General features: G+C 69.6%; 23 protein-coding genes and 1 pseudogene. 15 read left to right on the top strand and 9 right to left on the bottom strand.

Features of this window, described 5'->3' with window-relative positions; all coding sequences use genetic code 11:
- Positions 1 to 77: 77 nt before the first annotated feature.
- Both GGQ54_RS07750 and GGQ54_RS07745 read left to right on the top strand, forming a co-directional pair.
- Positions 78 to 560, top strand: coding sequence for a MarR family winged helix-turn-helix transcriptional regulator (locus GGQ54_RS07750; protein WP_179444867.1), 483 nt, complete (start codon positions 78 to 80; stop codon positions 558 to 560).
- Positions 557 to 2,269 (top strand): MDR family MFS transporter, encoded by a 1,713-nt coding sequence (locus GGQ54_RS07745; RefSeq protein WP_179444866.1) that lies wholly within the window; start codon positions 557 to 559, stop codon positions 2,267 to 2,269. The genes GGQ54_RS07750 and GGQ54_RS07745 overlap by 4 nt, the downstream gene beginning before the upstream one ends.
- Here the strand turns inward: GGQ54_RS07745 and GGQ54_RS07740 are convergent.
- Positions 2,151 to 2,870 (bottom strand): AAA family ATPase, encoded by a 720-nt coding sequence (locus GGQ54_RS07740; RefSeq protein ID WP_179444865.1) that lies wholly within the window; start codon positions 2,868 to 2,870, stop codon positions 2,151 to 2,153. The genes GGQ54_RS07745 and GGQ54_RS07740 overlap by 119 nt on opposite strands.
- A 4-nt stretch (positions 2,871 to 2,874) precedes the next feature.
- The gene (locus tag GGQ54_RS07735; RefSeq protein WP_343045892.1) at positions 2,875 to 3,885 is read right to left on the bottom strand and encodes an alanine racemase; all 1,011 of its coding nucleotides are present in this window, start codon (positions 3,883 to 3,885) and stop codon (positions 2,875 to 2,877) included.
- 193 nt (positions 3,886 to 4,078) lie between these two features.
- Here GGQ54_RS07735 and GGQ54_RS07730 point away from each other — a divergent pair, with 193 nt between their 5' ends.
- Together GGQ54_RS07730 and GGQ54_RS07725 are read left to right on the top strand one after the other, a co-directional pair.
- Complete coding sequence (locus tag GGQ54_RS07730) at positions 4,079 to 5,317, top strand: MFS transporter (protein WP_179444864.1); 1,239 nt, start codon at positions 4,079 to 4,081, stop codon at positions 5,315 to 5,317.
- Positions 5,318 to 5,398: 81 nt separating this feature from the next.
- Complete coding sequence (locus GGQ54_RS07725) at positions 5,399 to 5,992, top strand: TetR/AcrR family transcriptional regulator (protein ID WP_179444863.1); 594 nt, start codon at positions 5,399 to 5,401, stop codon at positions 5,990 to 5,992.
- A gap of 19 nt (positions 5,993 to 6,011) precedes the next feature.
- On the opposite strand, the gene GGQ54_RS07720 is transcribed toward GGQ54_RS07725, so the two are convergent.
- Complete coding sequence (locus GGQ54_RS07720; RefSeq protein WP_179444862.1) at positions 6,012 to 6,566, bottom strand: pyridoxamine 5'-phosphate oxidase family protein; 555 nt, start codon at positions 6,564 to 6,566, stop codon at positions 6,012 to 6,014.
- Positions 6,563 to 7,747 carry an MFS transporter gene (locus GGQ54_RS07715; RefSeq protein ID WP_179444861.1) on the bottom strand — a complete coding sequence of 395 codons (1,185 nt, stop codon included), beginning with the start codon at positions 7,745 to 7,747 and terminating at the stop codon, positions 6,563 to 6,565. Before GGQ54_RS07715 ends, GGQ54_RS07720 begins: the two co-directional genes overlap by 4 nt.
- An 80-nt stretch (positions 7,748 to 7,827) precedes the next feature.
- On the opposite strand from GGQ54_RS07715, the gene GGQ54_RS07710 reads away from it, so the two are divergent.
- On the top strand, positions 7,828 to 8,397 hold the full coding sequence (locus tag GGQ54_RS07710; RefSeq protein ID WP_179444860.1) for a TetR/AcrR family transcriptional regulator: 570 nt from the start codon (positions 7,828 to 7,830) through the stop codon (positions 8,395 to 8,397).
- Positions 8,398 to 8,436: 39 nt separating this feature from the next.
- Here GGQ54_RS07710 and GGQ54_RS07705 read toward each other — a convergent pair.
- Both GGQ54_RS07705 and GGQ54_RS07700 read right to left on the bottom strand, forming a co-directional pair.
- Positions 8,437 to 9,116 (bottom strand): annotated as a pseudogene (locus tag GGQ54_RS07705) (lipid II:glycine glycyltransferase FemX).
- A 118-nt stretch (positions 9,117 to 9,234) separates the two neighbouring features.
- Complete coding sequence (locus tag GGQ54_RS07700) at positions 9,235 to 9,990, bottom strand: GntR family transcriptional regulator (RefSeq protein ID WP_179444859.1); 756 nt, start codon at positions 9,988 to 9,990, stop codon at positions 9,235 to 9,237.
- 168 nt (positions 9,991 to 10,158) lie between these two features.
- Between GGQ54_RS07700 and GGQ54_RS07695 the strand changes: the two genes are divergently transcribed.
- From GGQ54_RS07695 to GGQ54_RS07660, 8 genes are read left to right on the top strand one after another with little or no spacing between them, the layout of a single operon-like run.
- A complete protein-coding gene (locus tag GGQ54_RS07695; RefSeq protein WP_179444858.1) occupies positions 10,159 to 10,947 on the top strand; it encodes an inositol monophosphatase family protein in 789 nt (262 codons plus the stop codon).
- Positions 10,948 to 10,957: 10 nt separating this feature from the next.
- A complete protein-coding gene (locus GGQ54_RS07690) occupies positions 10,958 to 11,227 on the top strand; it encodes a hypothetical protein (protein WP_179444857.1) in 270 nt (89 codons plus the stop codon).
- On the top strand, positions 11,224 to 12,768 hold the full coding sequence (locus tag GGQ54_RS07685; RefSeq protein WP_179444856.1) for a sodium:solute symporter family protein: 1,545 nt from the start codon (positions 11,224 to 11,226) through the stop codon (positions 12,766 to 12,768). The genes GGQ54_RS07690 and GGQ54_RS07685 overlap by 4 nt, the downstream gene beginning before the upstream one ends.
- The gene (locus GGQ54_RS07680; RefSeq protein WP_179444855.1) at positions 12,765 to 14,015 is read left to right on the top strand and encodes a hydantoinase/carbamoylase family amidase; all 1,251 of its coding nucleotides are present in this window, start codon (positions 12,765 to 12,767) and stop codon (positions 14,013 to 14,015) included. Before GGQ54_RS07685 ends, GGQ54_RS07680 begins: the two co-directional genes overlap by 4 nt.
- Positions 14,012 to 15,400: an amidase gene (locus GGQ54_RS07675; RefSeq protein WP_179444854.1), complete on the top strand. Its 1,389-nt coding sequence runs from the start codon at positions 14,012 to 14,014 to the stop codon at positions 15,398 to 15,400. Before GGQ54_RS07680 ends, GGQ54_RS07675 begins: the two co-directional genes overlap by 4 nt.
- Before the next feature lie 2 nt (positions 15,401 to 15,402).
- The gene (locus GGQ54_RS07670) at positions 15,403 to 16,356 is read left to right on the top strand and encodes a phosphotransferase family protein (RefSeq protein ID WP_179444853.1); all 954 of its coding nucleotides are present in this window, start codon (positions 15,403 to 15,405) and stop codon (positions 16,354 to 16,356) included.
- 17 nt (positions 16,357 to 16,373) lie between these two features.
- Positions 16,374 to 17,312, top strand: a complete 939-nt coding sequence (locus tag GGQ54_RS07665) for a choline/ethanolamine kinase family protein (protein WP_218843759.1) — start codon at positions 16,374 to 16,376, stop codon at positions 17,310 to 17,312.
- Complete coding sequence (locus GGQ54_RS07660; RefSeq protein ID WP_218843757.1) at positions 17,294 to 18,619, top strand: aminotransferase class III-fold pyridoxal phosphate-dependent enzyme; 1,326 nt, start codon at positions 17,294 to 17,296, stop codon at positions 18,617 to 18,619. Before GGQ54_RS07665 ends, GGQ54_RS07660 begins: the two co-directional genes overlap by 19 nt.
- A gap of 12 nt (positions 18,620 to 18,631) precedes the next feature.
- Here GGQ54_RS07660 and GGQ54_RS07655 read toward each other — a convergent pair whose 3' ends face one another.
- A complete protein-coding gene (locus GGQ54_RS07655; RefSeq protein ID WP_179444851.1) occupies positions 18,632 to 19,780 on the bottom strand; it encodes a lipid II:glycine glycyltransferase FemX in 1,149 nt (382 codons plus the stop codon).
- 55 nt (positions 19,781 to 19,835) lie between these two features.
- Here GGQ54_RS07655 and GGQ54_RS07650 point away from each other — a divergent pair, with 55 nt between their 5' ends.
- Positions 19,836 to 21,059, top strand: a complete 1,224-nt coding sequence (locus GGQ54_RS07650; protein WP_179444850.1) for a glycosyltransferase — start codon at positions 19,836 to 19,838, stop codon at positions 21,057 to 21,059.
- A gap of 18 nt (positions 21,060 to 21,077) precedes the next feature.
- On the opposite strand, the gene GGQ54_RS07645 is transcribed toward GGQ54_RS07650, so the two are convergent.
- On the bottom strand, positions 21,078 to 21,398 hold the full coding sequence (locus GGQ54_RS07645; protein ID WP_179444849.1) for a hypothetical protein: 321 nt from the start codon (positions 21,396 to 21,398) through the stop codon (positions 21,078 to 21,080).
- A 128-nt stretch (positions 21,399 to 21,526) separates the two neighbouring features.
- Between GGQ54_RS07645 and GGQ54_RS07640 the strand changes: the two genes are divergently transcribed.
- On the top strand, positions 21,527 to 22,072 hold the full coding sequence (locus tag GGQ54_RS07640) for a mismatch-specific DNA-glycosylase (protein ID WP_343045891.1): 546 nt from the start codon (positions 21,527 to 21,529) through the stop codon (positions 22,070 to 22,072).
- Here the strand turns inward: GGQ54_RS07640 and GGQ54_RS07635 are convergent.
- Positions 22,056 to 23,129, bottom strand: coding sequence for an SLC13 family permease (locus GGQ54_RS07635; protein ID WP_179444848.1), 1,074 nt, complete (start codon positions 23,127 to 23,129; stop codon positions 22,056 to 22,058). The two genes, GGQ54_RS07640 and GGQ54_RS07635, sit on opposite strands and share 17 nt — an antisense overlap.
- Between the last annotated feature and the right edge of the window lie 6 nt (positions 23,130 to 23,135).

Genomic DNA, 23,135 nt, shown 5'->3' with positions numbered 1-23,135 from the left:
GACGGATTTGGCCGGCCCCCGGAGACAGATCTATAGTTGACGAAAGCAACTAATAATCGTTCCCGTGGAGTGCGCCCATGCCCCTCACCGATGCCCGTGCCCGAGAGCTGCTCGGCGTACTGTCCGGGTTCAGCCGCAGCCTGCAGGCGCTGGCTCGCAATCGCGAGCACACGGTGTCCAACACCCGGATCGGCATCCTGAAGGCGGTCCGCGACGCCGGGCCGCTGCGGCTCGGCGACCTGGCCGCGCGGATCGGCATCGCGGCGTCGGTCGCCACCCGAACGGTCCAGGCACTGGAGGCCGAGGGCCTGGTCGAGCGAGCTGCCGATCCCGATGACGCGCGGGCGTACCGGATCGCGCTGAACGACGCCGGCCGGGATGCGCTGCGGGCGCGGGAGGAGTGGACGGCCGCCCTCCTGCGCGAACACCTCGACGACTGGGACGACGCGGACGCGGCGACGGCGGTCGAGATCCTCGGGCGGTTGGAGCACGCGGTACGCGAGTTCGGCCGCACGGGCCAGGCCGGACCCATCGCGACCGCACAGGTGGCGGCCCGATGACCGCGGCCGACAGCCGGACCGACCCGGCGCCGGCGCCCGGCCGCCTGAGCCACCGCGAGGTGCTCGAGGTGATGGCCGGCCTGTTGTCGGTGCTCGGCACCGCCCTGGTCTCCACGACCATCGTCTCGACCGCGCTGCCCACGATCATGGCGGACCTGGACGGTACGCAGCGGCAATACACCTGGGTGATCACCGCCTCGCTGCTCGCGATGACCATCTCCACGCCGATCTGGGGCAAGCTCTCCGATCTGTTCGACAAGAAGCTGTTGGTTCAGCTCGCGATCATCATGTTCGTGGTCGGCTCGATCGGCGCCGGGCTGTCGGTCGCCGTCGCGCCGATGATGGCCTTCCGGGCCGTGCAGGGGTTGGCGATGGGCGGCTTGACCGCGCTCACCCAGTCGATCATGGCGACGATCATCTCGCCTCGCGAGCGTGGCCGGTACAGCGGCTACATGGGCGCGGTGATGGCCGTCAGCACGGTCTCCGGGCCGGTGCTCGGCGGAATCATCACCGACCATCTCGGCTGGCGCTGGTGCTTCTTCGTGGTGATCCCGCTGGCGTTGGTCTCCTCGGTCGTGCTGCAGCGCACGCTGCGGCTGCCGCACGTCCGCCGGCCGGTGCGCTTCGACTATGTCGGCGCCGTGCTGTTCGCCGTCGCCGCGGCGTTGCCGATGCTGTGGGTCACCTTCGCCGGGCAGGACTATGCCTGGCTCTCCTGGGAGACGGCGGCCTTCCTCGGCGGCACCGTGGCGGCCGCCGCGCTCGCCGTGTTCGTCGAGCTCCGGGTGCCCGATCCGATGGTCCCCCTGCGCGTGCTGGGCAACCGGACGACCGCGCTGATGATCATCACCGCGATCGGCGCCGGGGTGGCGATGTTCACCGGTGGCACGTTCATGACCCAGTACTTCCAACTCGCCGGCGGCTTCGCACCGACCACCGCCGGACTGATGACCATTCCGTTGATCATCGCGCAGATGCTGTCCACGACGATCAGCGGGCAGCTCGTCAGCCGAACCGGTCGCTGGAAGCCGATCATGGTGATCAGTGCGGTGATGCTGGTGATCGGCCTGTTCGCGCTCAGCACCATCGATCATGCGACTGCGTACCCGCTGGTTGCGGTGTACATGTTCGTGATGGGCATCGGGGTCGGCGGCCTGCTGCAGAACACGGTGCTGGCGGTGCAGAACACGGTCGCCCTGAAGGACATGGGTGCGGCCTCGGCGACGGTCGCGTTCTTCCGTTCGCTCGGCGGCGCCGTGGGGGTCTCGATGCTCGGGGCGCTGCTGGCCAATCACGTGCAGCAACGCGTGGTCGACGGCCTGCGGTCGATCGGCATCGATCCTTCGCTGGCGGGGGGCGGTGGCGGGAGCCTTGACCTGTCCGCGCTGCCGCCGGCCGTGCGGCAGGTGATCCACTTCGCCTACGGCGATTCGTTCGGCCAGTTGTTCCTGGTCGCCGGGATCGTCGCGGCCGCCTCGCTGGTGGCGGTGATCATCGTCGTGGAGCAGCCGCTGCGCGACACGATCGACCTGAAGCCAGCGCCCGACCGATCGGTGCCGAACCCGAACAGGACCCCGGCGACCGCGGGCGTCAGTCCAGCAGGTGGCGCAGATAGCGGCCGGGCGCATCGAGATAGCGACGCCAGTGCTGGACCAGTTCAAGGTCATCCCAGCTCGTCTGGGCGTACCCCCGCTCGTCGAGCTCGATGATCGTCGCGCCGGGTAGCGAGGCCAGGATCGGCGAGTGGGTCGCGCAGAGCACCTGGATCCCGATCCTGGTCGCCTGATCGAGCGCTCCGATCAGGCGCAGGGTGGAGGAGAAGGACAAGGCGGCCTCGGGCTCGTCGAGCACCAGCAGACCGGGGAAGCGCGGGTTGATCGCCCAGTCGATCACCGCGCTGAAGGATTCGCCGTGGCTCATCGCGTGATAGTCGGGATGGCGGCCGTACTGCTCGATGAAGCTGAACCAGCCGTGCATGGTCTCCGCGCGCAGGAAGAAGCCGTTGCGCGGGCCGAGCCCGCGGTGCAGTTGCAGCGCGCCGGACAGCGGCGACTCCGTCGGCCGCGTCGAGTGCAGCCCGTGGGCGGTGCCGCCCTCGGGGGACAGGCCGTACGCGGTCGCGATCGCCTCGATCAGCGTGGACTTGCCGGAGCCGTTCTCCCCGACCAGGAAGGTCGCGGTGGGGGACAGGTCGAGACCCTCGGCGAGCAGTTGGGCCACAGCGGGGATCCTCGCGGGATGGCTCGACGGGTCGAGGTCGTGATCGGCGCGGCCGCTCACGCGTACCAGCGCGTGCTGCTCGAACGCCATCGGCTCAGGCCGCGGTCGCGTCCGGCAGGTAGGTCGTCATCCGCACGGTGACGGGCACCTCGTCGCCGATCGCCGGGGGAGCGGAGCCCGCCGGCAGGAAGATCAGCGAGGACTGCATGTGCGGCGGCTCCAGGAACCAGCGCTTGCGGCCGTCGAGCTCGAACGGCGACAGCGCGCGGCCGGTCGCCGCCAGGCCGCCCCCGGCCACCGCGGTGAGACGCTGCCGGAGCGTGGTCGCGGCGGTCGGGGCCTCCAGACCGATGCCGTTCGCCGTGCCGCCCGAGACCACGACGACCCAGCCGTCGCCCGGCACCTTGCGCTGCCGATAGCCCGCGCGCTCGCCCCGGCGTACCCGATGGACATCGAGCACGGTCGAGGTGGCGCGGTAGGCGGACGGGTCCGCCAGCCACAACCCGGTGCCCAGCCGCAGGCGGGTCTCCACCCCGAGCTCGGCGCCGATCCGGGCAACCCGGTCGGCACCGACATGGGAGAACCAGAGCGGTGCCGGGCGGGCCGCGGTGGCGGTGCGCGCAAGATCGACGGCCTCGGCGGAGGTATCGCCGATCGGCAGGTGGATCGTCCAGCCGGCGAAGTCGAGGCGGTCGATCAGTGGGGCGGCGTCGGCGAGCTCGGCCGGCGCGAGACCGTGCCGCCGCATCGAGGTCGCGACCTCGACCAGGGCGCGGGGCCGGTTGTCGGAGGCGGCGAGGCGGCGCAACTCGTCGAGGCGGCTGATCGTCGGCACGATCCGCGGGTCGTCGGCCGGCGCACCGGGCCAGGGAGTGAGCACGACGATCGTGCCGGGGAACCGGTCGGCGACCGCGTCGAGCTCGCCCGGCGTACCCACCGCGATGGTGTCGGCGCCGAGCCGGGTCGCCTCCGCGGCCAGCCGCGGAAGCCCGAAGCCGTAGCCGTTGCCCTTCGCCACCGGCACCAGGCCGGGCGTTGCGTCGCGTACCCGATCCAGGGAGGTACGCCAGGCCGCCTCGTCGATGCGCAGTGTCGTTCCCGTCACGCGGCCCCACGCTACCGAAGCCGCCCGGCGACGAGGTGAGGCGCGGAAGCGATCGACCGAGTACTCGACGGGGGCCGACCCAGTGCGGCTCGAATCGTTGATCTAGATGATAACGAGCGTTACTGTGCGTAATAGGGATCGCGCAGGTGTGCTTGCGGCGCGCGGATCAGCAACCAGCGACGGGGACCTCGAAATGTCCGATGAACCGAAGACTCATCTCAGCCAGGACTGGAGGCCGCGAACGGCGATCTTGGCTCTTGGTGCGTTCGCGGTCGGCACCGACGGCTACGTCATCGTCGGACTGCTGCCGGAAATCGGCTCGACCTTGCATGTCAGCAGCGCCGCGACGGGCCAGTTGGTCAGCGTGTTCGCGCTGGTTTACGCGTTGCTGTCCCCGGTACTCGCCACCGTCACGGGCAGATGGTCGAGACGGCGGACGTTGGTCACCGGCCTGGTCCTGCTCGGCGTGGGCAATGCCGTGACCGCGCTGGCTGGGAGCTACGCACTCGTTCTCGCATCGCGTGTACTTGCCGGCGCGGGCGCGGCCCTGTTCGCCGCGAATGCGGTCGCCACCGCCTCCCTTCTTGCCGGCGAGGAGCGTCGGGGCAGTGCGATCTCCATGGTGACAGCCGGATCGACCCTCTCGCTCGTGCTCGGTGCACCACTGGGGACGTTGATCGGGAAGCAGTGGGGGTGGCAAGCCGCGATCTGGTTCATCACGGTGATTGCCGCGGTCATCGCTGTCGCCATCGCCGCGTTGCTGCCGCCGATCAAGGTCGACCAGACAGCCAGCCTCCGCGAGCGCATGGCTCCCCTCGGCGACCCTCGGGTGCTGAAGGTCCTTGCGGTCACGCTCCTTGCCTTCGTCGGCGTCTTCTTGCCGTTCACCTATATGAGCAAGGTCTTCGAACTTGCCACCGGAGGTGATCAGAGCAAGTTGGCAGCACTTCTGATGATCTTCGGAATCTTCGCCACCGCAGGCAATCTCATATCCGGTCGGCTCGCCGACCGCTTCGGTCCGCGGGTCGTGGTCATCGCGGCGACGTCGGGGATTGCCATCGTGTTTCTTGTGATGCTCACTGCCCGTGCCGACTTCGCCTTGGCCGCAGTGCTGCATGCGCTGAGCGGTTTCGTGTGCTTCTCCGTGATCGGCCCCCAGCAGCACCGCATCACCGCCTACGCACCTGCCGGTGGTGCTCCTTTGGTGTCGGCGCTCAACCTCTCCACGGCCTACCTGGGGAACTTCTCATCGAGCGTCATCGGCGCGATCATCCTGTCCACCACGACATCTCCCGCTTACATCCTTCCGGTCGCCGCCGGCTTCGCGATCGCAGCAAGTCTGGTGGCATGGGGTTCAGGACGATCGGAGCGCTCGCCCGCAGATGACCACAGCGCCCGCGCCGCCGAAACTTCGACAGCGCCAGACGCCTAGCACACCGCGCCGGGCTAGGCTTGGGTGGGACCTACCCGGGTGATTGAGAGTGGTCTCGATCGAACTGAGGCGAGGTATGTAATGCCGGTGCAGGCAGGGGCGACGATCGACCCCCGCGCGACGCGTGCGCGGGTGCTTGATGCCGCCGCGCGGTTGTTCTACGACCGCAGCCTGGCCGCGGTAGGAATGCGGGAGATCGCAACGGCGTCGAACGCATCGCAGCTGACGATCTACCGGTACTTCGAGTCCAAGGAGGGCCTCGCTGCGGCTGTTGCCCGCGAGCGCAGCGACCGGATCCATGCCTGGTTGCTGCAGTCGCTTGCGCCCCTTGATCCAGGGCCGACGCGCGTACTGGCACTTTTCGATCTTCTCACCCGCTGGTTCGCCGAACAGGGTTTCCGCGGGTGCGCGGTGATCAATTATGCCGCTGACAGCCGTGGCGGCCTGTCAGCGCACGAGGTCACCCGGGGACACCTTGCGCGGTATCGAGATTTGCTCGAGCGCCTGTTGATCGAGGCGGGAGTGCCCGAACCGGTACCACTGGCCCGCCAGCTTCTGCTGCTGATTGAAGGCGCCACGGTCGTCACCCAGATCGATGGCGACGGCGCAGCAGGCGCTGACGCCCGTCGTGCCGCCGAGACCCTCCTTGCCTCATCGTTGGCCAAGGGGCAGTAGAAGCCGCGCCAGGCCGGTATCAGCGCCCGGGTGCTGCGGGGGCTCGGACGCCGAGCTCGACAAGCTCATCCACGGAGAACCTCGGGATGATCGACTTCGGGCAGTTCCAGGTCGACGCTTCGACGCGGATCCTGATCACCGTCGAGATCCGGCCGTTCGCCCCGGCAGGGTGCTGCTCGAGCGAGCCCAGGCCGAAGATCTTGAGCCTCATTCGCCGAACGTAGTCGATGAAGAACAGGGAGAGCTTGGGATTGTCCTCAAGGTTGCCGAACGACACGTACTGTCGGTTGCCCGCCACCTCAAGGTAGCGGAGCGTGTCCACGGCGCCGCTGGGGCCGGCGGAGCATTCGACGAACCCTTTTGGCCCGGACTTGTATTGGATGTACGGCCAGCCGTCGGCGTTGATCGTGCCGAGGTAGAACTCGTCGCGAGCGCCGATGAAAGCCTGCTCCTGAGCGGTCAGCCCGGCGAAGACGTCGTCGGTCTCCGTTCTGGCAATCGCGTTCCGGCTGCCGTGGTCGTGCTGCTGCCGCCTGACCGAGGAGGTGTAGGCGATCTTCGAGAATCCCGTCATTGTCGACCCCCCGATTCGTGAGTAGCCGGCTGGTGCACTTCGTGTTTGGCAGTGCTCCTGACAGCGGCGGAGGCCAGCAGTGCGGCGAACGATACTGCCGCAGCGAGAGCGAAGGCCGATGGGTAGTCGAAGCGGCTCGCGACCGCTCCGCTGAGCGGGCCCGCCACCATCAGACCGAGATCCCAGAAGGACGCCATGACCGCCACCGAGGTGCCCGGCGCCTTGGGGCCGGCTCGGTCGAGCGTCACGGCGACGGTCGCCGGGAACATCAGTGACACTCCGACTGCGGCCAACGCCGTCCCCGCCACAATCCCGACGACTCCGGCTGAGGGAATCGCGATGATCGCCAACCCGACGGTCTCGACCGCGAGCATCGCGCCCCACACACGCTTCCCGCCCCAGCGAGTCACCAGGGGGCTTCCGAAGAAGCGCGTGATCAGGAAGGCGGCGGCGAAGACACCCAGGACGTAGTGTGAGGCGCCGGAGCGCAGGTTCGCGAGGTAGAGCACGATTATCGCGTTGATCGCGCCGTAACCGTAGGCGGACAGACCGAACACGGCCCCTGGGGCGCTCGCGCCCCAGGGCAACAGCCCGCGCAGTGTGAACGAAGGACGCGCAGGAGACGGTGTTTGGCCAGCCCGCACGCTCACGGCGAAGATCAGAGAAACAATCCCGAGCGCGGTGACCGTCCACCAGACCGATCTCGCCGATCCGGTCGCATCGCTGATTGCGCTGCCGACCACGGGACCCACAGCGAGGCCGCCCCACATCGACAGGCCGAACCAGCCCGCCATCGCTCCCTTCCTGTCCGCCGGGATGGAGGACAGGACCCACGGCAGTGCAGCGGAGAACAGGGCTGCCTCGCCGGCGCCCATCACCACGCGCGCGAGCAGGATCTCGGGGATCGTCGTCGCTAGAAGATGCCCAGCGCCGCCAAGGGCGGTCAGGACGCCGCCCGTCGCAACGACCGGGCGTGAGTGGGCGCCGTCGGCGAGCCAGCCTGCCACCGGTCTCGTCAGCGCTGTCGCTGCGAAGGCGATTCCCACCGCGAGCCCTGCAGCCGTCAGCGTTCCGCCGAGCGCGCCGGTGACGTAGCCGGGGAGTACTTGAATGGTGGCACCGAGCGCGACGTAGCCGCAGAAGACGGCGACCCAGAGTGCGGCTACCGATGTCCTTCCCATACACAAACAGTACGATGGAGTATCGTTTGGCACAACCGGCAGCGCAGGTTCCACACTGGACGAAACCTAGGGAGGCCCGGATGACTGAATCGAGGTTCCGCAACCCACGACCGCGGATCATGCAGGCGGCGACCCGGCTGTTCGCGTCGAACGTCATCCCGTCGATCGGAATGACCGAGATCGCATCGGCTGCACGCGTGTCGAAGACGAGCATGTACCGCGAGTTCCCCACCAAGTCAGACCTCATCGAAGCGGTCGCGACCCACCGCAGCGACGCCGTCCACGACGAAGTGATCCGCAGCGCCGGCAACAGGCCGCCCGGTATCGATCGCATCAGAGGGCTGTGCAGCGACCTCGAGGACTGGTACCGCTCCCCCGACTTCCACGGCTGCCTGGTGATGCGGTCGGCGTCGCACGCCGGCGAAGGCCGTGTCAACGCGGTGGCCCACGCACACGTGCTGCGGTACGAGCAGTTCATCAACGACGCGCTCGTGGACGCGGGCTACCCCGACGCGTCCGCCGTTGCGGGCGAGATCGTCGCACTCATCGAGGGAGTAACCCTCCTGCACACCATTGGTTCTCGATCGGTCGCGCTCACCGACGCGGTGGACAGGGTGCTCTCCACGCTGGACTCACCGCCGTCTCGATGACTCGACCTCGTCGTGCATCGGTCGCGTCAGTACCGAAGCCTATTTCCCGCGGTTCATGTACCAGTCGAAGGCCTTGTGCAGGATCGGGTTGATCGGGAGGTCCCACTCGCCCGGGTACTCCACGGCTTCGCCGCCGGTGCCGACCTTGAACTGGATCAGGCCGAGATGGGGGTCGTCTCCGGCGACGGACACATGTTCTGGAAATAGCTCAGTGCCCGCGGGGTGAACCCGTCGCGCTCGGCGGTCTCGACATAGATCCGGTGGAACTCGCCCAGATCGTCCGGGCCGCCCTCGCTGACCTCGACACCGAGTTTGGCGGCCTTCTTGATGTTGCGCCGCCAGAGCTGGTTCATGCCCTTCAGCACGTCGTCGGCGCTGCGACCCTTCAGCGGCAGCCAGAAGTTGAACTTCGGCTGGCCCGCCGCGAAACCCGCGGCATCCTTCGGCGGCTTCCAGCCGAGGTGGCGCAGCGTGTGGTGCAGCCGCGCGGCGGCCGGGTCGTGCTCGTCGGGCGGCACGGCCGTCAGGGACCGTACGCCGTCGTCGGCGATCGCACCGGGCCAGGGAGTGAGCACGACGATCGTGCCGGGGAACCGGTCGGCGACCGCGTCGAGCTCGCCCGGCGTACCCACCGCGATGGTGTCGGCGCCGAGCCGGGTCGCCTCCGCGGCCAGCCGCGGGAGCCCGAAGCCGTAGCCGTTGCCCTTCGCCACCGGCACCAGGCCGGGCGTTGCGTCGCGGACCCGATCCAGGGAGGTACGCCAGGCCGCCTCGTCGATGCGCAGTGTCGTTCCCGTCACGCGGCCCCACGCTACCGAAGCCGCCCCGCGCCCGAGGTCAGGCGCCGGCGTGGACCCGCAGCTCCGTCCGGTCCGCGCGGAAGAGATCGACCGAGTACTCGACGGGGCGTCGGGCCTGGTCGTAGGCGACCCGTTCCAGCCGAAGGGCCGTCGAGCCGGGGGTGCGCTGGAGCAACGAGCCGGCGCTGGCATTGATCACCGCGAGCGTGATGGTCTCGCGGGCGGCGGTGATCACCAGACCGAAGTCGGTGCGCAGTCCGGCGTAGAGGGAATCCAGGCGGGTGGACAGGTAACGCTCGCAGTGCGGTCCCCCGAGGTAGAGCTGTTCGAGCGACAGCGGTTCGCCGTCGGCATAGCGCACCCGGCGCAGTGACGTGACCGACGACCCCGGCGGCAGACCCAGGGCCCGGGCCGCGGATCGCGGCGCGGGTTCGATCCGTGCGGACAAGACGGTGGTCGAATCGGCATAGCCTTGTTCGTTGAGCATCTCCGGTACGCCCTTGACCGTGTTCAGGTCGCGGCAGACCGTGTGCTGCCCACATGCGGATCCGACGATCGCGTCCTCGGGGCGGTCGATCACCCCAGTGACGAACATGCCCTCCTTGCGTCCGGCTCCGCGTCGCAGGTCACCCTCGCGCACGAGTCGGTCCAGGGCCGAACGCAGGGTCGTTCGCGACACCCCGAGGCCGGCGGCGAGCTCTCGTTCGGTCGGCAACCGGGATGCGCCGCGCTCACGATGCTCGGCCGTCAGTCGACGCAGCACCGCGGCGGTTCGGTCAGCAAGCGTGGACATGGTCGGTCTCCTCTGCCCCATCTTTCGAGGAGTATCGCCCGAAGGACCGAGGTCCAGCGGACACCCGAGGATCCGTAACCTTCTCGTTACATCGCGCGTCTGGGTACCAATATTGGTCTCTGCCATCCTGCTGCAAATCCGAGCGATCCCAGCGGTAGGAGGGGCTCGATGACTGACCGCGGCGCCACGCTGACCGGCCCGGACTCGTTGAGCGGCCCGGCACAGCACGCCCTGGCGCTGCTGGCACAGGCCGGCGAGCTGACCCGGGATTGGTTCGCCCGGCGCGGTCGCGTCCGGGTCGAGGACAAGGCGGACGGTACGCCGGTGACGCAGGCGGATCGGGAGATCGAACTGCTGCTGCGCGAAGGCCTGGCCGAGGTCTTTCCCGACGACGGCATCTACGGCGAGGAGTTCGGCGAGACGCACGGTGGTAGTGGCTGCCGGTGGATCATCGATCCCATCGACGGCACCAAGTCGTTCGTCCACGGCGTACCCCTGTTCGCGAATCTGATCGCGCGCGAATGCGACGGTGAGATCACGTTCGGTGCGATCGGGCTGCCGGCGCTGGGCTGCACGGTGTACGCCGAGCGCGGTGCGGGCTGCTGGCGGGACCGGGAACGGCTGCACGTGTCGGCGCACCACGAGCTTGCCGATGCCTATCTGATGGCGACCTGGCTCGAGGACTGGCCGGGCGCGGTGCTCGACGAGGCACGCCGTCGGCGGGTGGTGGTCCGCACCTGGGGCGACGCGTTCGGCTACGCGATGGTCGCCGCTGGCGAGGCCGACGCCGTCGTCGATCATCGCGCAGAGATCTACGATCTCGCGCCGATGCCGGTGATCATCGCGGAGGCCGGTGGTCGGTTCACCTGCAAGGCGGGCAGCGACAGCCACGCCCGGGGAAGCGGTGTCGCCTCCAATGGGCTCATTCACGATGCCGTGATGGCATTGATCAACTAGGAGGACCGTCATGCGGAAGTTCATCCGGGGCCTGCCTCGCCGCACGATCAATCTGTTCTTCGGTGCCGTCGTGTGCGTGACACTGCTGATGGCGCTGTTTCCACCGTTCTACTTCTCGGTGAGCGGCTCGACCGTGCTGGTGGCCGGCATCCCGATAGCGATCTGGTACTGGATTGTCGATGCGGCGCTGTTGGGTCTGGCCCTGTGGGGCCTCTATCACGTGGAGAACATCCGCGGCGAGCTCGATGAGGCGCTGCCGGAAGAGGGAGCGCAGACATGATCATCATGATGTCGATGCTGGTGGTCTTCTATGCGATCGTGATCTTCATCCTCTACCGGACGAAGCAGACCGACAACCCGACCTTCAGCGAGTACTCGGTCGGCGGGCGCCGCTACGGCCCGTGGTTCGTCGCGATGTGCTACGTCAACTCCTGGTGGCCGGGGGCGACCTACATCGCCTTCTTCGGGCTCGCCGCCGGAGCCGGAGTCTTCGGCTTCTATGGGTTGGCGTACTCCACGCTCGGGGTCGCGATGATGTACTTCCTGGCCACCCGGGCCTGGCGCTGGGGCGCCCACTACAACCTGCGGTCCCAGCCGGAACTGATGGGGCTGCGCTACAACTCCTCCGCCGTCCGGATCGTCGCAAGCCTGATCGGGGTGATCTCGGTGTTCCCGTGGGTGGTGCTCGGCATGCAGGCGCTGGGCGAGGTCTTCGTCTGGGCCAGCGCCGGAACGATTCCGCTGACGGCATGCCTGATCATCGGCCTCGTCGCGATCCTGATCCGTCAGTACTGGACGGTGCGGATGGGCATGCGCGGCCTGATCATGACCGACGCCTTCCAGGGGTGCGTCGCCTATGTCGGCGCGGCCGTGGTCTGCCTGGTCCTGCTGAGCGGCCTGGCCGGGCCACCCGTCGGATTCGCCGAGCTGGGGCGCCTGCCGGTCGAGTTCCTGCGGGTCCCGGGCGACGGCGACGGCTACGGACCGCTGTACCTGGCCAGCCTGATCTTCACCGGTGTCGTCGGCAGCCTGTGCTGGCCGATGAGCTTCCAACGGATCTACACCGCCTCCGGTGTCAGGTCGGTCAAGGCCGGCACGATCCGCACGGTGCTGATCTCCGCGACTTTCTACACCTTGTTGATGGTGTTCGGCATCGCGGTCTCACAGATGCCCGTGGTTGCGGAGAATCCGCAGGCCGGATGGTTCACGGCGCTGCAGAGCTACGGCGGGACCTGGTTGCTCGGCTTGGGCGTGACGATCGTGTTCGCGGCGTCCATGGGCCACATCGACGGCAGCGTGCAGGTCTGCGGACTGCAGATCGCCAACGATCTGGTCAACTCCGAGCGCCGGCAACTGACCGATGTCCAGCTCACCCGGGTCGCCAAGATCAGCATGGTGATCTTCATGCTGTTGGCGGGCGTCCTGGCGTACCTGACGTTCAACTTCTCCCGACTACAACTGCTGGCACAGATCTCCTACCAGGGGATCATCCAGCTCGCGGTGCCGTTGTTCATCGGCGTGTTCTGGCAGCGTGGCAGCAAACAGGGGGCCATCGCGGGAATGGTCACGGGGTTCTCGGTCGCCGCGGTGCTGACTGCCATCTATCCCGACGACATGCCTGCCCTGGCCAGCATCACCGGAGGTATCGTCGGTCTCGGCGTCAACCTGTTGGTGTTCGCGGTGGTTTCCGCGCTCACACCGCCGTCGGCCGCCGAACGGCAGCGGGTGGCCGAGATGTTCGACGTCGCTCGCAACCCGGTGCGGGTCGCGCCCGTGCCGGTGGAGGTCTCGGAGCTGACCGAACCGGAGGGCAGTCGATGACGCCGGACGCGTTTCTGGCCGATCTTGATCAACTGAGCGAGTTCGGGGCCACCGCGCCCGCGGGCGCCGCGGTGCGCGGAGTCGACCGGCAGGCCGCAACTCCCGAGCACGCTGCGGCCCGCCGGTGGGTTGCCGATGGGTTGGCGGGCAACGGTTTCGGCGTCGAGCCCGATCGGATCGGCAATCTCTTCGCCAGCATCGAATGGCTGCCCGGCGCGCCCGCGCTGGTGCTGGGGTCGCACCTGGACAGTCAACCGGCGGCCGGGCGGCTGGACGGCGCCTACGGTGTGCTGGCCGCTGCCCACGCCGCCACCCGGCTCGCCGCGGAGGTGGCGGCCGGTGAGTTGACCCCCGTCCGCAACCTCGCAGTCGTCGACTGGTTCAACGAGGAGGGTGCCCGGTTCACGCCGAGCCTGCTGGGCAGTTCCACCTACACTGGAGCCCTCGCGTTGACCGATGCGCTCGCCATCGAGGATCTGGCCGGGGTGAGCGTCGCCGACGCGCTGCGGGGCATCGGCTGTCTCGGCAGCGGCGGCGGCCCGGTCGCCGATCGTTACCTCGAACTGCATATCGAACAGGGCCGCGAACTGGAGAACGCCGGCGTGGAGATCGGCGTCGTCACCCGCAACTGGGCCGTGGCCAAGTTCACCGTCGTGGTGCACGGCGACCAGGCCCACACCGGCGCGACCGCGCTCGCCGACCGCCACGATGCGTTGGTCGGGGCGGCACGATTGGTGCTGACCCTGCGTGAGCTCGCCGCCGAGGCGCCGCCGGGTCAGTTGCTGGCGTCGGTCGGCCGGTTGCGGGTCTTTCCCAATTCTCCGGTGGTGGTGCCGGCGCGGGTCGAGTTCGAAGCCGATATCCGCGGCCCGGAGACCGAACAGGTGAGCCGGGCGCTGCGGGAGTTCGATACCGCCATGGCCGACCTGACCGAGGTCACTGCCGAACGGGCCAGGGTGAAGGTCCGGCCCCCGCGCGAGCTCTGGCCGGACGGGGTGGCGCTCGCCGAGAAGGCCGCGGCCGAGGTGGGCGCGCGTTCCCTGCGGCTGGCCACCCGTGCCGGGCACGACGCGATCGCCCTGAGCGCTCGGGTGCCGACCGTCCTGATCTTCGTGCCGAGTCGCGACGGGATCAGCCACAACGTCGCCGAGGACACCGACCCCGATCATCTCCTCGCCGGCGTGGAGGTGCTGACCGCGACCGCTCGTCGCCTGTTGCGCGGTGAGCCCGGAGGAGACGACGAATGAGCGAAGGGATGTCGATCGCGACCCTCGGTGAGTCCTGGAGCGCGGGGCGAGGCGCGCCGAGTGAGCGGCTGGATGCGGTGCTCGGACGCATCGAGCGGATCAACCCGACGATCAACGCGATGGCCGATCTCGATCTCGACGGGGCAACGATCGCCGCCCGCGAGGCCGACCGCCGCTGGGCGAGCGGCTCGCCGCTCGGCCCGCTGGACGGCGTGCCGGTCACCGTGAAGGACAGCATTCCCATGCGGGGACTGCCGTGGCGGCACGGTCTGCGGGCACACCGGGGCGCGGCGGGAGGGCAGGCGGACGGCCCGATCGTGGCGCGCCTGCGGGCCGCGGGCGCCATCATCGTCGGCAAGACGACGATGCCGGACCTCGGGATGTCGGCCTCCGGGGTCAGTTCGGCGTACGGAATCGTCCGGAATCCGTGGGACACCTCACTGAGCCCCGGGGGGTCGAGCGCCGGCGCGGGAGCGGCGCTCGCCGCCGGGCTCTGCGATGCCGCGGTGGGCACGGATATTGCGGGTTCGGTGCGATTGCCCGCCGCCCACTGCGGGGTGGTCGCCCTGAAGCCGACCCAGGGCAGGATCGCCCACCCGCCGGCCTCCACCATGCGCTCCGCGGGCCCGATGGGCCGCTGGGTCGCCGACGTGGCCGCCCTCTACTCGGTCCTCGCGGGGCCCGACCTCGCCGACCCGCTCAGTCTCCCGGCCGAAGTGCCCGGAGACGGCGACGCGTTCGACCCGCGCGGGATGCGGGTCGGCGTGCTCACCGACCTCGGCTACGGCTTCTCCGCCGATCCGGCCGTGCTGGCGGCGGTCCGTCGAGCTGCCGACGCGCTTGCGGCGGCGGGCGCCGTCGTGGAGACGATCACCCCGCCGTTCGCCGATGATCCCTTTCCCGCGCTCGACCGCATCTTCGGCACCCGCGCCCTCGCCGAGATCCACGGCTTGGGAGAGCGCGGCGCCGGCGGCGGTGTCGACCCACGGCTGGTCCGGTGGGCGCAGCGGGTGGCCGGGCAGAGCAATCTCGACCATTACGCCGACCTCGCGACCGTCGCCCACAGTGCCGCCCGGTTCAGCACAGCCCTCGCCGGCCACGATGTGGTGGTCTCGCCCGTGCTGCCGGTTACCGCGTTCCCCGCCGAGGAGCTCGGGCTCGACCCCGAGCACCCGCTCGCGCACTGCGGCTTCACGAGCTGGTTCAACCAGACCGGCCAGCCCGCGGTGAGCCTGCCGATGTGTTGGCCGGGCGGCTTGCCGGCGGCGATCCAGGTGGCCGGACCGCGATTCGACGATCGCCGCGTGCTGGCCGCGGCGCAGTGGCTGGAGGCTCGCGCCGAGGAGCGTCCGGCCTGGCCGGACCCGACCGGGGGAGGGAGTTGATCATGGACACCGATGCACGGGGCGGCGATCAGCCCGATGACTGGCGGGTGCGGGCGCTGGCCGAGCTCGGGCTCGGCACGCCGGCCGCGGGGACGCTCGGCGCGGCGGAGCCGACGGTGGCGAGCCCGAGCTGGTGGGGCGCGGACTCGCGTCGATTCCGTGTCGTGGACGGCGATCGGCGGATCTATGTGAAGGTCTGGGAACCCCACGCCGCGCACTACACCGACACCGCCTCGTCGACGGCGGCCGCCCTGGCCGCCGGCAGGGCGGGCATTGGGCCGGAGGTGGTCGCCGCCGACCCGGGTGGTCCCTCCCTGGCGATGACCGATATCGGCGAGACGACCGCAACCCTGGATCGCTTCGGCGACACCGACAGCCGGCTCGAGCTGGCCCGGTTGCGTGCCGCCGTCGCAGACATCGGCACACTGCCCCGGCAACGGCAGCCCCTGGACGAGCCGTCCGAACTGGCGCGTCTCGCCTCCGACATCGGCGCCTGGCTGCCCGCCGATCTCTCATGGCTGCTGCGTCGGCTGGAGCCAGTCGCCGAACGCGTGCGGGCCGAGGGGTGGGACGAGGTCGCGGCACACGGTGACGGCAACCTCAGCAATGTGATGGTCACTGCCGACGGCACGCTGGCGCTGGTGGACTGGGACAGCGCGGCCATGATGGATCCGCTGGCCGATCTGGGTGTGCTGTTGATCGAGGTGTGCCCGGACCGGCGGTCGGCCGCAGAGCTCTTCGAGGCCGCGCGCGGCCGCTTCGACGTGGCCGAGTTCGACCGCGCGAATGCCTACGGCGCGGCCGAGCTTCTGCGTTGGGCCCTGATCGGATCGATCGCCGATGCCGTGCAGCCGGGCACCCAGGAGTACTCCAAGTTTGCTGACTGGCAGTTCCTTCGGGCGCGATGGGCGCTCAGCGAGCCCGCCTTCGACGTGCAACTGGGAGGTCGTCGATGAGACCCGATGCCAAGCCGATGGGAACCGCACGCACCAGCGCGGAACGGGCCGCGGAGAAGGTGCTGGCCGGTGTCGAGCAGTGGCGTGGCCGAGAGCTCAGCTATGCGCCGGTGAGCGGCGGCCTGCAGAACAGCAACTGGCGCGTCGACATCGCGGGCGACGACCGCGCGTACTTCGTCAAGATCCCCGGGGCCGGCAGTGATGCCTTCATCGACCGCGGGGCGGCGAACGAGGCCTCGCGTCGGGCCGGCGAGATCGGCATCGGCCCGGAGCTGGTCCTGTTCGATGCGGAACAGGGCGTCGAGGTGATCGAGTTCCTGGAAGGCTACCGGGCGTGCACCAACGGCGATCTGAAGCGGCCCGAAATCTCGCACGAGATCGTCGCCCTCTACCGCCGGCTGAATGCGGCCGAGCCCCTGACGCTGACCAAGACCGTGCTCGACATGATCGACGAGCACCGTGATCAGGCCGCAGAGCTCGGTGTCACGCTGCCGCCGAGCTGGGCCGCCATCGCCCAGGGGTACACCGCTGCGCGGGCAGCCCTGACCGCCTCCGGGCTGGACCTGGTGCCGTGCCACAACGATCCGATGCCAGGCAATTTCCTGATCTCGCCGGGCGGCCCGATGCGGATGGTGGACTTCGAGTTCGCATCCAACAACGAGCGCGCGTACGAACTGGCCGTGATGACCACGGAGATGTTCTACGACGAGGACCTGGTCGCGGAGTTGGTCGAGGACTTCTACGGGGCAGCGAGCTATTCCCTGCTGTCACGTGTGCACGTGTGCGGTGCTCTTGCCGACGTCAAATGGGGACTGTGGGGGGTGGTGAACAGCAGGCTCAACGCGGGGGCCGGGGGCTGGAGCTTCGACTACCACAAGTACGGACTGTGGAAGCTCGCGCGGGCGCGGATGCGGATGGCCGACCCACGGTGGGGCCTGTGGCTGGCGCGGCTGTGACCGGCTATCGGTCTGCCGGCGCGGTTAACCCGGTCACGGTCAACTCGTTCGCGGGCGAGATTGGCGCGCTGCGCCCGGCGGTGCGCGACCTGGTCCGGCGCCGGATGGACGTGCTGGCGCCCGCCTATCGCCTGATGTATGCCGAGCCGCTCGACGTGAGTCGCGCGGCCGGGGCGTACCTGTTCGACCGGGACGGCCGCCGCTACCTCGACCTCTACAACAATGTGCCGGGCATCGGGCACAGCCACCCGAAGGTCGCGGAGGCGGTGGCCACTGCGCTGACCGAGGCCAATCCCCACACCAGGTATCTCAGCGAGGCCGTGGTCGACTACGCAGAACGGTTGCTCGAGACCTTCGCCGTGGAGGCCCGGCCGCCGGACCGGGTGCAGTTCTGCTGCACCGGCACCGAGGCCAACGACCTGGCCGTACGGATTGCCCGGGCGGCGGCCGGCCGTGTCGGCGTGATCGTCACCCAGCACGCCTACCACGGCAGCGGCGGGCTGGCGGTTGAGGCCTCGCCTTCGGTGGCGCCGGGTGAGGATTGGGTGTTTGCCGTGCCGGCGCCGCTCGACGGTGACCCGGCGGCATTCGCCGCCTCGGTGTCCGCGGCGGCGGCCGAACTCGATGCCCGGGGCTTCGGATGTGCCGCGCTGTTGCTGGACAGCGCCTTCACCTCCGACGGGGTCGTGACCGACCCGATCGGCCTCCTCGGCCCCGCCTACGCGGCGGCGCGCGCGGCCGGAGGGTTGGTGATCGCCGACGAGGTCCAGCCGGGGTTCGGCCGGCTGGGTGACGGATGGTGGGGTCATGCCCGGCACGGCGTGGTCCCCGACCTGATCACCCTCGGCAAGCCGATGGGCAACGGGCTGCCGATCGCCGCCGTGGTCTCGCGGTCGGAGATCTTCGCGGCCTACGAACCCGCGTACTTCAACACGTTCGCGGGTACGCCGGTCACCGTGGCCGCCGCCCGCACGGTGCTGGACGTGATCATCGCCGATGGGCTGATCGAGCATGCCCGATCCGTCGGCGCTCGGTTGCTCGGCGGACTGCAGGGACTGTTCGGTCCGGCGGCCGTGCGCGGGGCCGGGTTGTACGCCGCCGTCGACATTCACGATCCGGCCGGGCGGCCGGATCCGGCGGCGACGGCCGGGCTGATCGCCGCGCTGCGACGACGACAGATACTCGTCTCGGCCACCGGTCCCGGAGGAAGCACCCTGAAGATCAGGCCGCCACTCGTGGTCACGGAGGCAGACATCGATCACTTCCTCGAGGTCCTGGACGACGAACTGCCCCGCCTCGTCGGCTAGCCGGACCGGGGCCTATTTCCCGCGGTTCATGTACCAGTCGAAGGCCTTGTGCAGGATCGGGTTGATCGGGAGGTCCCACTCGCCCGGGTACTCCACGGCCTCGCCGCCGGTGCCGACCTTGAACTGGATCAGGCCGAGGTGGGGGTCGTCGCCGGCGACGGAGTCGGTGATGCCGCGCAGATCGTAGATCTCACAACCCGCGTCGATGGCGTCGGTGATCATCCGCCACTGGATCGCATTGGAGCCGCGTACCTCGCGCTTGTCCGACGTCGACGCGCCGTAGGAGTACCAGGCATGCCGGCCGACCCGCACCCACAGCGTCGCCGCGACCAGATCGCCCTCGTGCCGGGCGAGATAGAGCCGGACCCGGCCGGGATCTTCCTCCCGCATCGCGGCGAACATGTTCTGGAAGTAGCTCAGTGCCCGCGGGGTGAACCCGTCGCGCTCGGCGGTCTCGACATAGATCCGGTGGAACTCGCCCAGATCGTCCGGGCCGCCCTCGCTGACCTCGACACCGAGTTTCGCGGCCTTCTTGATGTTGCGCCGCCAGAGCTGGTTCATGCCCTTCAGCACGTCGTCGGCGCTGCGACCCTTCAGCGGCAGCCAGAAGTTGAACTTCGGCTGGCCCGCCGCGAAACCCGCGGCATCCTTCGGCGGCTTCCAGCCGAGGTGGCGCAGCGTGTGGTGCAGCCGCGCGGCGGCCGGGTCGTGCTCGTCGGGCGGCACGGCCGTCAGGGACCGTACGCCGTCATCGGCGATCGCCGCCTTGACCGTGTCGGTGCCCCAGCGCCGCGCCACCACCGTCGGGCCGATCCGGATCGCGAACGCGCCGCGCCGGCGCAGGAACTTCGTCAGCGCCTTCAGCGCGTCGGTCACATCATCGCCCGCCCAGTCCAGGACCGGGCCCTCCGGGAGGTACGCGAACCACCGCTTGAGCCGCGGCACCTTGCGCAACAGCACGAGCCCGACGCCGATCAGCTCGCCGTCGGGCGTACCCGAATCACCGGACTCGCGGAAGAAGCCGATCGATTCGCTGCGCCAGTCCGACTTCACCCGGCCCCAGGCCGGGGTCTGCAGGAAGCTGGCGTCGGCCCGACCGCCGTCGGCGTCCAGGAACGCCAGATGGCGCGACGGATCGATGGGCCTCACGACGATGGTCACACCGCGAGGGTAGTTGGCTCGCTACGCTGGGGCGAGTACGGCAGGATGTGACGCGATGAGGATCGTTGTTCTGACCATCGGGACCGACGGGGACGTCGTTCCGTACGCCGGGCTGGGCGCTCGTCTCGCCCAGCACGGGCACCAGGTGGCGATCGCCACCCACGTGTCGTCCGAGCATGTGGTGCGCGACGCGGGGCTGGAGTTCCGGCGGCTCCCGATGGACATGCGCACCGAGCTGGCCCCCCGCAACGGCCGCTCGGGGATGAACGCATCCCGTTTGCTCTCGGTCTATCGCGAACACTGGGACGAACTGTGCGAGGCGTGCCTGGATGCCTGTGAGGATGCGGACCTGATCGCGGTCTCCGCGCTCGGCGTGCCCGGCGTCCACATCGCCGAGGCCAAGAACATTCCCAGCGTCGGTCTCTACCTGCAGCCGCTGGATCCGACGGCGGAGTTCGCGCCGGCGATGGTGACCACGGCCTCGCTCGGCCGACACGGAAATCGGTACGCCGCCCGCGCATTCTCCAGCCTGGGCCAGGCGCCGGTCTACCGCAAGATCAACAAGCTGCGGACCCGGCTGGGGCTGCCGCGGACCAATCCGGACAGTTGGTTCCGCGGGCTGACCAAGCGGGAGTGGCCGATTCTCTATGGGTTCAGCCCGACGGTGGTGCCGAAGCCGGCGGACTGGCCGGAGTTCCGGCGGCCGGTGGGCTACTGGTGGGCGCCCCCGCGCGATCCGGGCTGGCAGCCGCCGGGCGAGGTGATCGAGTTCCTGCGGGCCGGGGAGCGACCCGTATTCGTCGGGTTCGGGTCGATGCCGGCGGTCGACGGCCAGCGGCTCGCCGAGATCGTCGCCACCGCGCTGCGCTCGATCGGGATGCGCGGGGTGATCCAGGGCGGCTGGTCGAATCTGCGGGTACGCGGTGACGACATGATCACCGTGAGCCGGATGCCGCACGACTGGCTGTTCGCGCAGATGGCCGCGGTCGTGCACCACGGCGGCGCGGGGACCACGGCGGCGGGGCTGCGGGCCGGCGTACCGACCGTGACGGTGCCGTTCGCTGCGGATCAGCCGTTCTGGGCGGATCGGTTGATCAAGCTGGGGGTGTCGCCGGGCTCGGTCGGGGTACGCAAACTCGACGCCCGGATCCTGGCCGAGCTGATCGCCGATGCCGTCGACGATCCTTCCTATGCGGTGCGCGCCCGGAGCGTGTCCGATTCCATCGCCGCCGAGGATGGCGCCGGGGCCGTGGTCGACGAGCTGGAGAAGATCGCCTGAGTGGGTGGCCGTTCGGCGTCACGCCAGGCGGGTGATGTCCAGCTCGGTCGCGCCGCATTCTCGCAAGGCCTCCTCGACGGGAGCGGAGACGGCGAACCAGCAGTTCTGCCCGGACGTGTGGTTCCAGACATCGGAGTCCGGCCCCGTGCCGTGCACGGCGAACCCACGGTAGCCCTCGCGCGCAATGCCCTTCCGGGCCACGACCTCGACCTCGAAGTCGTGCCAGCCGGAGAAGCCCGCCAGCGCATCGAGGAAGCGCCGCGAGGCGATCTTGGTCCGCTCGCCTGTCCAGAGCAGGTCGCCCCAGCGGTCCCCGTGGGTCTGCACGAAGCGGGGCACGAACCCGAGGCCGTCGGTCTGGCCGTTCGCGATCAGGTCATACGCATCCTCGTGTGGTGATCATGCCGCCCGCTCGGGGTCGGTGGGAAGAGCTGGGTTCGTCGGCGGAATGGTCCAGACTGACCTCCGTGCACGAATCCTCGGTCGACGACCTGATCGGCCCGGGCTGCCGGCTGCTGTTCGTCGGGATCAACCCGGGGCTCTGGTCCGAACGCGTGGGCGCCCATTTCGCGCGCCCGGGCAACCGGTTCTGGCCGGCGTTGTACCGCGCCGGGATCACCGACCGCCTGCTGGACATGTCGGAGGGGGAGAGCGCGGCCGATCGGGCGTACCTGATCAAGCGGGGCATCGGGATCACCAACTTCGTCGCGCGACCGAGCGCCCGTGCGGACGAACTGTCCCGCGACGAGCTGCGCGAGGGCGCCGAACGCCTCACGCGCTTCGTCGCCGAGCATCGCCCGGCGGTGGTCGCCTGCGCGGGCATCACGGCCTATCGGGCGGCCTTCGGGCGACCGAGGGCGAAGCCCGGGGAGCAGCCGGAACGGCTGGGCGAGGCGCGGCTGTGGGTGGTGCCGAACCCGAGCGGGCTGAACGCGCACGAGACGCCGGACTCGCTCGCGGCGGCGTACCGCGCGGCGGCGCTCGCCGCCGGCGTGATCACGAACCGAGGATGAGCGCCGCGACACCGAACGCCACGGTGGGAATCGCGATGATCGCACCGCGCGCGACGAACTCGGCCCATCGGACCGGTACGCCGGCCGCGCGGCACCGCCCGGCCCACAAGATCGTGGCCAGGCTGGCCCACGGCGTGATCAACGGGCCGGCATTGACGCCGATCAGCAGCGCGGCAGTCAGCCCGGGCGCGGAATGGGTCAACCCCTCCAGGGCGAGGTACGCCGGGAGGTTGTTGATCAGGTTGGCGGTCAGCGCGCCGAGGCCGGCCAGGCCGAGCAACCCGGGCAGGTCGGAGGCCGGGGACCACGTCGCGAGCAGGCCGTCGAGGAAGGCGTCCCGGGCGAGCTGCACCACGACGAACAGCGCCGCGACGCCGATGATCATCTGCCACGGCACGGGCAATCGCCGCAACAGCACCGGGTCGAGGACGGCGGTCGCGAGCAGCAGCGCCGCAGCGGCGAGCAGCGCGGCGAGCGTGACGTCGGCCCCGGCCAGGATGGCCGCCGCCAGCCCGGCCACGATCAGCGTGGCGATGATCAACAGCGGCCCGCCGCGAGGCTCGTCGGCGTCGACATCAGGATCGGCCGCCGTCCGCAGCGTGTGCCGGAACATGATCGCCAGCAGCATCGCGGGCAGCACCACGCCGACGACGCCGGGCGCCCACATCAACGCCAAGAAGTCCTGTGTGGACAGAGAATGCGCGGACATGGCCAACAGATTGGTCAGGTTGGAGACGGGCAGGAAGAGCGAGCCGGTGTTGGCGAGCACGACGCAGGTGTAGGCGAACAATCGCGGATCGATCCGCAGCCGACGGGCCAGCGCCAGGACGACGGGGGTGAGCAGCACCGCCGTGGTGTCCAGGGAGAGGAACGCGGTGCATGCCGCGGCCACGACGACCAGGCCGAGCCACAGCATCGGTACCGAGCCGCGGGCGATCCGGGCCAGCCGGTGCGCGAGCGCCAGGAACAGCCCGGCCCGGTCGGCCAGCTCCGCCACCAGGGTCATCCCCAGCAGGAAACCCAGGACGGGCAGCGTGCGCTGGGCCAGTTCGAGCACCGGGGA

The sequence above is a fragment of the Naumannella cuiyingiana genome, assembly GCF_013408305.1.
Taxonomy (GTDB): Bacteria; Actinomycetota; Actinomycetes; order Propionibacteriales; family Propionibacteriaceae; genus Naumannella; species Naumannella cuiyingiana.
The sequence above is the reverse complement of the archived record's forward strand: the minus strand, read 5'-3'. Positions and strand labels throughout refer to the sequence as shown.

What these genes read in the sequence shown, in the direction of transcription:
- GGQ54_RS07750 (WP_179444867.1), top strand. Translation starts at nt 78, where the DNA reads ATGCCCCTCACCGATGCCCGTGCCCGAGAGCTGCTCGGCGTACTGTCC.
- GGQ54_RS07745 (WP_179444866.1), top strand. Translation starts at nt 557, where the DNA reads ATGACCGCGGCCGACAGCCGGACCGACCCGGCGCCGGCGCCCGGCCGC.
- GGQ54_RS07740 (WP_179444865.1), bottom strand. Translation starts at nt 2,870, where the DNA reads ATGGCGTTCGAGCAGCACGCGCTGGTACGCGTGAGCGGCCGCGCCGAT.
- GGQ54_RS07730 (WP_179444864.1), top strand. Translation starts at nt 4,079, where the DNA reads ATGTCCGATGAACCGAAGACTCATCTCAGCCAGGACTGGAGGCCGCGA.
- GGQ54_RS07725 (WP_179444863.1), top strand. Translation starts at nt 5,399, where the DNA reads ATGCCGGTGCAGGCAGGGGCGACGATCGACCCCCGCGCGACGCGTGCG.
- GGQ54_RS07720 (WP_179444862.1), bottom strand. Translation starts at nt 6,566, where the DNA reads ATGACGGGATTCTCGAAGATCGCCTACACCTCCTCGGTCAGGCGGCAG.
- GGQ54_RS07715 (WP_179444861.1), bottom strand. Translation starts at nt 7,747, where the DNA reads ATGGGAAGGACATCGGTAGCCGCACTCTGGGTCGCCGTCTTCTGCGGC.
- GGQ54_RS07710 (WP_179444860.1), top strand. Translation starts at nt 7,828, where the DNA reads ATGACTGAATCGAGGTTCCGCAACCCACGACCGCGGATCATGCAGGCG.
- GGQ54_RS07700 (WP_179444859.1), bottom strand. Translation starts at nt 9,990, where the DNA reads ATGTCCACGCTTGCTGACCGAACCGCCGCGGTGCTGCGTCGACTGACG.
- GGQ54_RS07695 (WP_179444858.1), top strand. Translation starts at nt 10,159, where the DNA reads ATGACTGACCGCGGCGCCACGCTGACCGGCCCGGACTCGTTGAGCGGC.
- GGQ54_RS07690 (WP_179444857.1), top strand. Translation starts at nt 10,958, where the DNA reads ATGCGGAAGTTCATCCGGGGCCTGCCTCGCCGCACGATCAATCTGTTC.
- GGQ54_RS07685 (WP_179444856.1), top strand. Translation starts at nt 11,224, where the DNA reads ATGATCATCATGATGTCGATGCTGGTGGTCTTCTATGCGATCGTGATC.
- GGQ54_RS07680 (WP_179444855.1), top strand. Translation starts at nt 12,765, where the DNA reads ATGACGCCGGACGCGTTTCTGGCCGATCTTGATCAACTGAGCGAGTTC.
- GGQ54_RS07675 (WP_179444854.1), top strand. Translation starts at nt 14,012, where the DNA reads ATGAGCGAAGGGATGTCGATCGCGACCCTCGGTGAGTCCTGGAGCGCG.
- GGQ54_RS07670 (WP_179444853.1), top strand. Translation starts at nt 15,403, where the DNA reads ATGGACACCGATGCACGGGGCGGCGATCAGCCCGATGACTGGCGGGTG.
- GGQ54_RS07665 (WP_218843759.1), top strand. Translation starts at nt 16,374, where the DNA reads ATGGGAACCGCACGCACCAGCGCGGAACGGGCCGCGGAGAAGGTGCTG.
- GGQ54_RS07650 (WP_179444850.1), top strand. Translation starts at nt 19,836, where the DNA reads ATGAGGATCGTTGTTCTGACCATCGGGACCGACGGGGACGTCGTTCCG.